At 62.1% G+C, this 10,703-nt stretch carries 9 protein-coding genes; all 9 read left to right on the forward strand.

Translation table 11 applies throughout. The features are described from left to right. Positions 1 to 6 precede the first annotated feature (6 nt). The 9 genes from murD to lpxC all read left to right on the forward strand — a co-directional run bounded on the left by murD (position 7) and on the right by lpxC (position 10,528). Positions 7 to 1,353 carry a UDP-N-acetylmuramoyl-L-alanine--D-glutamate ligase gene (gene murD / locus LUB09_RS10740; RefSeq protein WP_231422543.1) on the forward strand — a complete coding sequence of 449 codons (1,347 nt, stop codon included), beginning with the start codon at positions 7 to 9 and terminating at the stop codon, positions 1,351 to 1,353. Further along, positions 1,350 to 2,573: a putative lipid II flippase FtsW gene (ftsW, locus tag LUB09_RS10745; RefSeq protein ID WP_373460488.1), complete on the forward strand. Its 1,224-nt coding sequence runs from the start codon at positions 1,350 to 1,352 to the stop codon at positions 2,571 to 2,573. Before murD ends, ftsW begins: the two co-directional genes overlap by 4 nt. After that, positions 2,563 to 3,633 (forward strand): undecaprenyldiphospho-muramoylpentapeptide beta-N-acetylglucosaminyltransferase, encoded by a 1,071-nt coding sequence (gene murG, locus LUB09_RS10750; protein ID WP_231422544.1) that lies wholly within the window; start codon positions 2,563 to 2,565, stop codon positions 3,631 to 3,633. Before ftsW ends, murG begins: the two co-directional genes overlap by 11 nt. 13 nt (positions 3,634 to 3,646) lie before the next feature. Next, positions 3,647 to 5,071: a UDP-N-acetylmuramate--L-alanine ligase gene (gene murC, locus LUB09_RS10755; RefSeq protein WP_209990680.1), complete on the forward strand. Its 1,425-nt coding sequence runs from the start codon at positions 3,647 to 3,649 to the stop codon at positions 5,069 to 5,071. Then, positions 5,068 to 6,024, forward strand: coding sequence for a D-alanine--D-alanine ligase (locus tag LUB09_RS10760; protein ID WP_231422545.1), 957 nt, complete (start codon positions 5,068 to 5,070; stop codon positions 6,022 to 6,024). Before murC ends, LUB09_RS10760 begins: the two co-directional genes overlap by 4 nt. Before the next feature lie 3 nt (positions 6,025 to 6,027). Beyond that, positions 6,028 to 6,897 (forward strand): cell division protein FtsQ/DivIB, encoded by an 870-nt coding sequence (locus LUB09_RS10765; RefSeq protein WP_231422546.1) that lies wholly within the window; start codon positions 6,028 to 6,030, stop codon positions 6,895 to 6,897. Positions 6,898 to 6,912: 15 nt separating this feature from the next. Further along, on the forward strand, positions 6,913 to 8,175 hold the full coding sequence (gene ftsA / locus LUB09_RS10770) for a cell division protein FtsA (protein WP_057006830.1): 1,263 nt from the start codon (positions 6,913 to 6,915) through the stop codon (positions 8,173 to 8,175). Between the two features lie 132 nt (positions 8,176 to 8,307). Then, positions 8,308 to 9,504, forward strand: coding sequence for a cell division protein FtsZ (gene ftsZ / locus LUB09_RS10775; protein WP_057006829.1), 1,197 nt, complete (start codon positions 8,308 to 8,310; stop codon positions 9,502 to 9,504). A gap of 112 nt (positions 9,505 to 9,616) precedes the next feature. Beyond that, positions 9,617 to 10,528 carry a UDP-3-O-acyl-N-acetylglucosamine deacetylase gene (lpxC, locus tag LUB09_RS10780; RefSeq protein WP_003171886.1) on the forward strand — a complete coding sequence of 304 codons (912 nt, stop codon included), beginning with the start codon at positions 9,617 to 9,619 and terminating at the stop codon, positions 10,526 to 10,528. The last annotated feature ends 175 nt before the right edge of the window (positions 10,529 to 10,703 follow it).

The raw sequence follows: 10,703 nt of genomic DNA on the forward strand, positions 1-10,703 counted from the left end.
AAACGAGTGTCCCTGATCGCTTCAGACCACTTCCGCATCATTGTCGGCCTCGGCAAGAGCGGCATGTCCCTGGTTCGCTTCCTGGCGAACCGGGGCACGTCGTTTGCCGTGGCCGACACGCGGGAAAATCCACCGGAGCTGGTCACGCTGCGCCGTGACTACCCGCATGTGGAAGTGCGTTGTGGCGAACTGGACGTCGAGTTCCTGTGCCGCGCCGATGAGCTCTACGTGAGCCCCGGCCTGGCCCTGGCGACCCCCGCCCTGCAAGCGGCGGCGGCACGTGGTGTGAAGCTGTCCGGCGATATCGACCTGTTTGCGCGTAACGCCAAAGCGCCGATCGTGGCCATCAGCGGTTCCAACGCAAAAAGCACCGTGACCACCCTGGTGGGCGAAATGGCCGCTGCGGCCGGCAAGCGCGTGGCGGTAGGCGGTAACCTTGGCGTGCCGGCGCTGGATTTGCTCAGCGACGACGTCGAGCTGTACGTAATGGAACTGTCGAGCTTCCAGCTGGAAACCACCCACGACCTGGGCGCCGAAGTCGCCACTGTGTTGAACGTGAGTGAAGACCACATGGACCGCTACAGCGGCCTGCCGGCCTATCACCTGGCCAAGCACCGGATCTTCCGCGGTGCACGGCAAGTGGTGGTCAACCGCCAGGATGCCCTGAGCCGTCCACTGATGGGCGAAGGCCTGCCGTGCTGGACCTTCGGCCTGGGCAAACCCGACTTCAAGGGCTTCGGCATTCGTGAAGAGAACGGCGAGAAATACCTGGCCTTCGAATTCCAGAACCTGATGTCGGTGCGCGAGCTGAAAATCCGTGGCGCCCATAACCAGTCCAACGCCCTCGCGGCCCTGGCGCTGGGGCATGCCGTGGGCCTGCCGTTCGACGCCATGCTGTCGAGCCTGCGCACCTTCGGCGGTCTCGAGCATCGCTGCCAATGGGTGCGCGACCTCGACGGCGTCGGCTATTACAACGATTCCAAGGCCACTAACGTCGGTGCGGCACTGGCGGCCATCGAAGGCCTGGGCGCCGACATCGATGGCAAGCTGGTGCTGATCGCCGGTGGCGACGGCAAGGGCGCCGACTTCAAGGACCTCAAGGCGCCGGTCGCCGCCCATTGCCGCGCCGTGGTGTTGATGGGCCGGGATTCGGACCTGATCGCCGCCGCCCTCGGCAACGATGTGCCGCACGTACGTGCCGCCTCCCTGGACGACGCGATTGCCCGGTGCAAGGCGCTGGCCCAACCGGGCGATGCGGTGCTGCTATCGCCGGCGTGCGCCAGTTTCGACATGTTCAAGAACTATGAAGAGCGTGGCCAGTTGTTCGCCCGCGCCGTGGAGGCTTTGGCATGAGCCTCAACCTGAAAAACATCATCAAGCCGTACCCGTCGCCGATCATCACCGGGCGCGGCATCGACCTCGATTTCCCGATGCTCGCCGGCTGCCTCGCGCTGCTGGGCCTGGGCCTGGTGATGATCACCTCGGCGTCGTCCGAAGTGGCCGCCGTGCAGTCGGGCAACACGCTGTACATGATGATCCGTCACCTGGTGTACCTGGTGATCGGCCTCGGCGCGTGCATCGTCACCATGATGATCCCCATCGCCACCTGGCAACGCCTGGGCTGGCTGATGCTGATCGGCGCGTTTGGCCTGCTGATCATGGTGATCCTGCCCGGCATCGGGCGCGAGGTGAACGGTTCGATGCGCTGGATCGGCTTCGGCGCGTTCAACGTGCAACCGTCGGAAATCGCCAAGGTGTTCGTGGTGATCTACCTCGCCGGCTACCTGGTGCGTCGCCAGAAAGAAGTGCGCGAAAGCTGGATGGGCTTCTTCAAGCCGTTCATCGTGCTGCTGCCGATGGCCGGCCTGTTGCTGATGGAACCCGACTTCGGCGCCACCGTGGTGATGATGGGGGCGGCGGCGGCGATGCTGTTCCTTGGCGGCGTCGGTCTGTTCCGCTTCACCTTGATGGTGGTGCTGGCGGTGGCTGCGGTCACCGTGCTGGTGCAGGCGCAACCCTACCGGATGGCCCGTCTGATTACCTTTACCGATCCCTGGTCCGATCAGTTCGGTTCCGGCTACCAGTTGACCCAGGCGCTGATTGCCTTCGGTCGCGGCGAGTGGCTGGGCGTGGGCCTGGGCAACAGTGTGCAGAAACAGTTCTACCTGCCGGAAGCCCACACCGACTTCGTGTTCTCGGTACTCGCCGAAGAGCTCGGCGTGGTCGGTTCGCTGTGCACCGTCGCGCTGTTCGTGTTCGTCTGCGTTCGCGGCATGTACATCGGCTTGTGGGCCGAGAAGGCCAAACAGTATTTCGCCGCTTATGTGGCGTACGGCCTGTCGTTCCTGTGGATCGGCCAGTTCCTGATCAACATCGGCGTGAACGTCGGCCTGCTGCCGACCAAGGGCCTGACCTTGCCGTTCCTCAGTTACGGCGGCAGTTCGTTGGTGATTTGCTGCGCGTGCCTGGGCCTGTTGCTGCGCATCGAGTGGGAGAGTCGAACCCACCTGGGCAGCGAAGAGATGGAGTTCAGCGAAAGCGACTTCGCCGAGGAGCCGACCCATGGGCGCTAATGTGCTGATCATGGCGGGCGGCACCGGGGGCCACGTGTTCCCGGCCCTGGCGTGTGCGCGTGAGTTCCAGAACCGTGGCTACAGCGTGCACTGGCTCGGCACACCGCGTGGCATCGAAAACGAACTGGTGCCCAATGCCGGCTTGCCGTTGCACCTGATCAATGTCACCGGCCTGCGCGGCAAGGGCAAATTGTCCCTGCTCAAAGCGCCGTTCGTCTTGCTCAAGGCGGTGTGGCAGGCACGCAAGGTCATCCGTCAATTGCAGCCGGTGTGCGTGCTCGGCTTTGGCGGTTATGTGACCGGCCCCGGCGGCGTGGCGGCAAAACTCGCCGGCGTGCCGGTGATCGTGCACGAGCAGAATGCCGTCGCCGGCACCGCCAATCGCCTGCTGGTGCCGCTGGCGGCGCGTGTGTGCGAGGCCTTCCCGAAGACCTTTGGTGCCTCGGACAAGTTACGCACCACCGGCAACCCGGTGCGCACCGAACTGTTCATGGGCATTGCCCGTCAGGCACTCGCAGGGCGCAAGCCGCACCTGTTGATTCTTGGCGGCAGCCTGGGCGCTGAACCGCTGAACAAATTGCTGCCTGAAGCGCTGGCGCAACTGCCCGTGGACCTGCGTCCCGAAGTGTTTCATCAGGCCGGCAAACATCACGATGAAGTCACCGCCCAGCGTTATCGCGAAGCGGGTGTGGAGGCTGATGTGCAGCCCTTCATCAAAGACATGGCCCATGCCTATGGCTGGGCCGACCTGGTGGTCTGCCGCGCTGGTGCGCTGACCGTCAGTGAACTGGCCGCCGCCGGTCTGCCGTCGTTGCTGGTGCCTTTGCCCCATGCCATCGACGATCACCAGACCCGCAACGCCGAATATTTGGCCGGGGAGGGCGCTGCCTTCCTGCTGCCGCAAAGAACGACTGGCGCCGCCGATTTGGCCGCACGCCTGACCGAGGTTTTGATGCAACCGGAACGACTCAACAGCATGGCGAGCACCGCAAGCCGCCTGGCCAAACCTGACGCAACCCGCACCGTGGTCGATATCTGCCTGGAGGTGGCCCGTGGTTGAGAATCAGAAAGCCATGCCGCAACCCGAAATGCGCCGCATCCGTCGTATCCACTTCGTCGGCATCGGCGGTGTGGGCATGTGTGGTATTGCCGAAGTGTTGCTGAACCTGGGCTACCAGGTGTCCGGCTCGGACTTGAAAGAGTCGCCGGTGACTGATCGCCTGAAAACCTTCGGCGCGCAGATCTTCATCGGCCACCGTGCCGAGAACGCTGCCGAGGCTGACGTACTGGTGGTGTCCAGCGCCGTGAACACGTCCAACCCGGAAGTGGCCACTGCCCTTGAGCGCCGCATCCCGGTGGTGCCGCGTGCCGAGATGCTTGCCGAGTTGATGCGCTACCGTCACGGCATCGCCGTGGCCGGCACCCATGGCAAGACCACCACCACCAGCCTGATCGCCTCGGTGTTCGCTGCCGGTGGCCTGGACCCGACCTTCGTTATCGGTGGCCGCCTGAATGCAGCCGGCACCAATGCCCAGCTCGGCACCAGCCGCTACCTGATCGCCGAAGCCGATGAAAGCGATGCGAGCTTCCTGCACTTGCAACCGATGGTCGCCGTGGTCACCAATATCGACGAAGACCACATGGCCACCTACGACGGTGACTTCAACAAGTTGAAGAAAACCTTCGTCGAGTTCCTGCACAACCTGCCGTTCTACGGGCTGGCGGTGCTGTGCCTGGATGATCCGGTGGTGCGTGAAATCCTGCCGCAGGTGAAACGTCCGACCGTGACCTATGGCTTCAGCGAAGATGCCGACGTGCGTGCGATCAACGTGCGCCAGGAAGGCATGCAGACCTACTTCACCGTGCTGCGTCCCGACCGCGAGCCGTTGGATGTATCGGTCAACATGCCGGGCAACCACAACGTGCTCAACTCCCTGGCAACCATCTGCATCGCCTCCGATGAGGGCGTCAGCGATGAAGCCATCGTCGAGGGCCTGTCGCGCTTTGCCGGCGTGGGCCGCCGCTTCCAGGTCTACGGCCAACTGCCGGTGGAAGGCGGCGACGTGATGCTGGTGGATGACTACGGTCACCACCCCACCGAAGTGGCAGCCGTGATCAAGGCCGTGCGCGGTGGCTGGCCGGAGCGCCGCCTGGTGATGGTCTACCAGCCGCATCGCTACAGCCGCACCCGCGACCTGTATGACGATTTCGTCAATGTATTGGCCGACGCCAACGTGCTGCTGTTGATGGAAGTCTACCCGGCCGGTGAAGAGCCGATCCCGGGTGCCGACAGCCGCAAACTGTGCAACAGCATCCGCCAGCGTGGGCAGTTGGACCCGATCTACATCGAGCGTGGCGTGGACCTGGCGCCGATCGTCAAGCCGCTGCTGCGTGCCGGCGACATTCTGCTGTGCCAGGGTGCCGGTGACATCGGTGGCCTTGCCCCGAAATTGCTCGCGAGCCCGCTGTTTGCGTCCGCCAAGGGGGCGTCGAAATGATCACCGACTACGCCTCCCTGTTCTCCACCATCACGCCTGCCGACTTCGGCCGCGTGGCCGTGTTGTTCGGCGGCACGAGCGCCGAGCGTGAAGTGTCGCTCAAGTCCGGCAACGCGGTGCTCCAGGCGCTGCAGAGCGCCGGTGTGAATGCGTTCGGTATCGACGTCGGCGATGATTTTCTCGCGCGTCTGCAGGCCGAAAAGATCGACCGTGCCTTCATCATCCTGCACGGCCGTGGCGGTGAAGACGGCAGCATGCAGGGCCTGCTGGAATGCGCCGGCATCCCTTACACCGGCAGCGGGATCCTCGCGTCGGCACTGGCGATGGACAAGCTGCGTACCAAGCAGGTGTGGCACAGCCTGGGCATTCCGACGCCGCGTCACCGAGTGCTGTGCAGCGAAGACGATTGTATTTCTGCAGCCAAGGAACTGGGCCTGCCTTTGATCGTCAAACCAGCCCATGAAGGCTCCAGTATCGGCATGGCCAAAGTGAACTCGGCCGCCGAATTGATCGACGCATGGAAAGCGGCCAGTACCTACGATTCGCAAGTGATGGTTGAACAGTGGATCCAGGGTCCCGAGTACACCATCGCCACCCTGCGTGGCCAGGTATTGCCGCCCATCGCATTGGGCACGCCCCACACCTTTTACGACTACGACGCCAAGTACGTGGCTTCCGATACCCAGTACCGGATCCCGTGCGGCCTTGACGCAGACAAAGAACAGCAATTGATGGACCTCACGGCCAAAGCCTGTGAGGCGCTGGGTATCGCCGGTTGGGCGCGGGCAGACGTGATGCAGGATGACCAGGGCAACTTCTGGTTCCTGGAAGTCAACACGGCGCCGGGCATGACCGACCACAGCCTGGTCCCCATGGCAGCCCGTGCCGCCGGTCTGGATTTCCAGCAGTTGGTGCTGGCGATCCTTGCCGAAAGTATTGAGCCAAGAGGCTAAGACATGAAAGGCGCATCGCTTCGTCATCAGCCCTCCCAAGCACCGAGCCGCAAGCCGGTGCCACGGGGTGCCAGCCGCATGGTGGCTAAAGAGCCGATGTCGGCGCGCCTGCCGAAAGCCAATTTTGCTTTCCTCAAGGCGCTGTTCTGGCCGGTGCTGCTGGTGGTGCTGGGCTTTGGCACTTATGAAGGTGCACAGCGGCTGCTGCCGTATGCCGACCGGCCGATCACCAAAATCAGCGTGCAGGGTGACTTGAGCTACATCAGCCAGCAGGCGGTACAGCAGCGCATCGGCCCGTACCTGGCGGCGAGCTTCTTTACCATCGACCTGGCCGGGATGCGCTCGGAGCTGGAGCAGATGCCGTGGATCGCCCACGCCGAGGTGCGCCGTGTCTGGCCGGACCAGGTGACGATTCGCCTGGAAGAACAATTGCCGGTGGCGCGTTGGGGCAACGAGGCGCTGCTGAACAACCAGGGCCAGGCGTTTACCCCGCGTGAGCTGGCCAACTATGAGCACCTGCCGCAGCTGTTCGGGCCGCAGCGGGCGCAACAGCAAGTGATGCAGCAGTACCAGGCCTTGAGCCAGATGCTGCGGCCGCTGGGCTTCTCCATTGCACGCCTGGAACTGCGTGAGCGGGGCAGCTGGTTTTTGACCACCGGGGCAGGCAGTTCCGGCCCGGGTATCGAGTTGTTGCTGGGACGCGACCGCTTGGTGGAGAAGATGCGCCGTTTCATTGCCATCTACGACAAGACCTTGAAAGAACAGATTACGAACATTGCGAGCGTCGACCTGCGTTACGCCAACGGCCTTGCCGTCGGCTGGCGTGAACCGGCTGCGCCGACGACAGACAAACCCGCTGTCGCGAAGAATTAAGAAGAGGCAGGACCCATGGCAAACGTGCAAAGCGGCAAAATGATCGTCGGTCTCGATATCGGCACCTCCAAGGTGGTGGCGCTGGTCGGTGAGGTCGGTGAAGACGGCGTGATCGAGATCGTCGGTATTGGCACGCATCCGTCCCGGGGCCTGAAGAAGGGCGTGGTGGTGAACATCGAGTCCACCGTGCAGTCGATCCAGCGCGCCATCGAAGAAGCGCAACTGATGGCCGGTTGCCGAATTCACTCGGCGTTCGTCGGCGTGGCCGGCAACCATATCCGCAGCCTGAACTCCCACGGCATCGTGGCGATCCGCGACCGTGAGGTCAGCGCCGCCGACCTTGAGCGCGTACTCGACGCTGCCCAGGCCGTGGCGATCCCGGCGGACCAGCGTGTGCTGCACACCCTGCCGCAGGACTACGTGATCGATAACCAGGAAGGCGTGCGTGAGCCCCTGGGCATGTCGGGCGTGCGTCTGGAAGCCAAGGTCCACGTGGTGACCTGCGCCGTCAACGCCGCACAGAACATTGAAAAATGTGTGCGTCGCTGCGGCCTGGAAATCGACGACATTATTCTGGAGCAACTGGCTTCGGCGTATTCGGTACTCACCGACGACGAGAAAGAACTGGGCGTGTGCCTGGTCGATATCGGCGGCGGCACCACTGACATTGCAATCTTCACCGAGGGTGCGATCCGTCACACCGCCGTGATCCCGATTGCGGGCGATCAGGTCACCAACGACATCGCGATGGCGTTGCGTACACCGACCCAGTACGCCGAAGAAATCAAGATTCGCTACGCCTGCGCTCTGGCCAAACTGGCCGGCGCCGGCGAGACCATCAAGGTGCCGAGCGTGGGCGACCGGCCACCGCGTGAGCTGTCGCGCCAGGCCCTGGCCGAAGTGGTCGAGCCGCGCTACGACGAGCTGTTCACCCTGATTCAGGCTGAACTGCGCCGCAGCGGCTACGAAGATCTGATCCCGGCCGGCATCGTGCTGACCGGTGGCACCTCGAAGATGGAAGGCGCGGTCGAACTGGCCGAGGAAATCTTCCACATGCCGGTGCGCCTGGGCGTGCCCCATGGCGTCAAAGGCCTCGGCGATGTCGTGCGCAACCCGATTTATTCCACCGGTGTGGGCTTGCTGTTGTACGGGCTGCAAAAGCAGACCGACGGCATCTCCATGTCGGGCCCGAGTATCCGCGACAGCTACCGCAGCGACGACGAAGCGAAAGCACCGTTGTTCGAGCGCTTGCAGGCTTGGGTCAAAGGAAACTTCTGACGAAGTTAGCTTCAAGCGACAAGTTTTAAGCTTCAAGTAACACGCTTCAAGCTTGCAAGCTCATGGCTTGCAACTTGTAGCTGATGTAAAGCAGTAGGCGAAAAAACTAGAGAAAATGAAAGGAGAGGGAACATGTTCGAACTCGTAGACAACATCCCCGCTAGCCCGGTTATCAAAGTAATCGGTGTCGGCGGTGGCGGCGGTAACGCTGTCAACCATATGGTCAAGAGCAACATTGAAGGCGTTGAATTCATCTGCGCCAACACTGATGCCCAGGCGCTGAAAAGCATCGGCGCGCGGACCATCCTGCAATTGGGCACAGCCGTGACCAAGGGCCTCGGCGCTGGCGCCAATCCGGAAGTCGGCCGTCAGGCCGCCCTGGAAGACCGCGAGCGTATTGCCGAAGTGCTGCAAGGCACCAACATGGTGTTCATCACCACCGGCATGGGCGGCGGTACCGGTACCGGTGCTGCGCCGATCATTGCCGAAGTGGCCAAGGAAATGGGCATTCTGACCGTTGCCGTGGTAACGCGTCCGTTCCCGTTCGAAGGCCGCAAGCGCATGCAGATCGCCGACGAAGGTATCCGTCTGCTGTCTGAAAGCGTCGACTCGTTGATCACCATCCCCAACGAGAAGCTGCTGACCATCCTGGGCAAGGACGCAAGCCTGCTGTCCGCGTTCGCCAAGGCTGACGATGTACTGGCCGGTGCCGTGCGCGGTATTTCCGACATCATCAAGCGTCCAGGCATGATCAACGTCGACTTTGCCGACGTACGTACCGTCATGAGCGAAATGGGCATGGCGATGATGGGCACTGGCTGCGCCAGCGGTCCGAACCGTGCGCGTGAAGCCACCGAAGCGGCCATCCGCAACCCGCTGCTCGAAGACGTGAACCTGCAAGGTGCACGCGGCATCCTGGTGAATATCACTGCCGGCCCTGACCTGTCCCTGGGTGAGTACTCCGACGTGGGTAGCATCATCGAAGCCTTCGCGTCCGAGCACGCCATGGTCAAGGTCGGTACCGTTATCGATCCGGACATGCGCGACGAGCTGCACGTAACCGTGGTTGCCACCGGCCTGGGTGCGAAAATCGAGAAGCCTGTGAAGGTCATCGACAACACCCTGCACAGCAGCCAGGCGAGCCAGTCGGCTGCCGCTCCAGCGCCTGCGCGCCAGGAACTGCCGTCGGTGAATTACCGTGACCTGGACCGTCCGACCGTGATGCGCAACCAGGCTCAGGCCGGTGCTGCTGCGTCCCGTAGCCCGAATCCGCAAGATGATCTGGATTACCTGGACATCCCGGCATTCCTGCGTCGTCAGGCCGATTAATGGAATGTATCAGGGCTATGAAGGTGATTGGTGTTCAGCAAAGGTCTGGTCTGCTATTATCGCCAGCCTTTGTTGATACCAGTTCGCAATTTGCGCTGAAGCGGTCCAAGCCATGATTAAACAACGCACTCTGAAGAATATTATTCGTGCCACAGGTGTAGGTCTGCACTCCGGGGAAAAGGTCTACCTGACCCTCAAGCCTGCACCTGTCGACACCGGCATCGTGTTTGTGCGTGCCGACCTGGACCCTGTCGTGCAGATACCTGCGCGCGCGGAAAACGTTGGCGAAACAACCATGTCGACCACGTTGGTCAACGGTGACGTCAAGGTGGACACGGTGGAGCACTTGCTCTCGGCCATGGCCGGTCTGGGCATCGATAACGCCTACGTCGAGCTCTCCGCGTCCGAAGTCCCGATCATGGATGGCAGCGCTGGACCCTTCGTATTCCTGATTCAATCTGCCGGCCTGGAAGAACAGGACGCAGCCAAGAAGTTCATTCGCATTCTGCGGGAAGTGACAGTAGAAGACGGCGACAAGCGCGCCACCTTCGTCCCGTTCGAAGGCTTTAAAGTGAGCTTTGAGATCGATTTCGATCACCCGGTATTCCGTGACCGCACCCAAAGTGCAAGCGTGGATTTTTCCAGCACTTCGTTCGTAAAAGAAGTCAGCCGCGCCCGTACCTTTGGTTTCATGAGTGACATCGAGTACCTGCGCAAGCACAACCTCGCACTCGGCGGTAGCGTTGAAAATGCCATTGTGGTCGACGCGGACGGGGTACTGAACGAAGACGGCCTTCGCTACGAAGACGAGTTCGTGAAGCACAAGATCCTCGATGCAATCGGTGACCTCTACCTGCTGGGCAATAGCCTGATAGGCGAGTTCAAAGGCTTCAAGTCGGGCCACGCCCTTAATAACCAGCTGCTGCGCAAGTTGATTGAGCAGACAGACGCCTGGGAAGTCGTGACCTTCGAAGATGCCAGCACCGCACCGATCTCTTACATGCGTCCCGTTGCGGCGGTGTAAGTAACAACTCTCTTTCTTTAGTTTTTAAAGGCTGCCTTCGGGTGGCCTTTTTTTTTGGTGCGCCAGGCATGGCGCGTTGCGCGAAGCGCAACCAGTTTGGCTGTGGTGGCCACGCTGGTGACTTGGAGGTGAAAGTCCTCTACACACCCGGCAAGGGGAAGTGTTAGCCAGAGGC

It is taken from the genome of Pseudomonas sp. Leaf59 (assembly GCF_920984685.1).
Taxonomy (GTDB): Bacteria; Pseudomonadota; Gammaproteobacteria; order Pseudomonadales; family Pseudomonadaceae; genus Aquipseudomonas.

What these genes read in the sequence shown, in the direction of transcription:
- murC (WP_209990680.1), top strand. Translation starts at nt 3,647, where the DNA reads ATGCCGCAACCCGAAATGCGCCGCATCCGTCGTATCCACTTCGTCGGC.
- murG (WP_231422544.1), top strand. Translation starts at nt 2,563, where the DNA reads ATGGGCGCTAATGTGCTGATCATGGCGGGCGGCACCGGGGGCCACGTG.
- ftsZ (WP_057006829.1), top strand. Translation starts at nt 8,308, where the DNA reads ATGTTCGAACTCGTAGACAACATCCCCGCTAGCCCGGTTATCAAAGTA.
- LUB09_RS10760 (WP_231422545.1), top strand. Translation starts at nt 5,068, where the DNA reads ATGATCACCGACTACGCCTCCCTGTTCTCCACCATCACGCCTGCCGAC.
- ftsW (WP_373460488.1), top strand. Translation starts at nt 1,350, where the DNA reads ATGAGCCTCAACCTGAAAAACATCATCAAGCCGTACCCGTCGCCGATC.
- LUB09_RS10765 (WP_231422546.1), top strand. Translation starts at nt 6,028, where the DNA reads ATGAAAGGCGCATCGCTTCGTCATCAGCCCTCCCAAGCACCGAGCCGC.
- ftsA (WP_057006830.1), top strand. Translation starts at nt 6,913, where the DNA reads ATGGCAAACGTGCAAAGCGGCAAAATGATCGTCGGTCTCGATATCGGC.
- lpxC (WP_003171886.1), top strand. Translation starts at nt 9,617, where the DNA reads ATGATTAAACAACGCACTCTGAAGAATATTATTCGTGCCACAGGTGTA.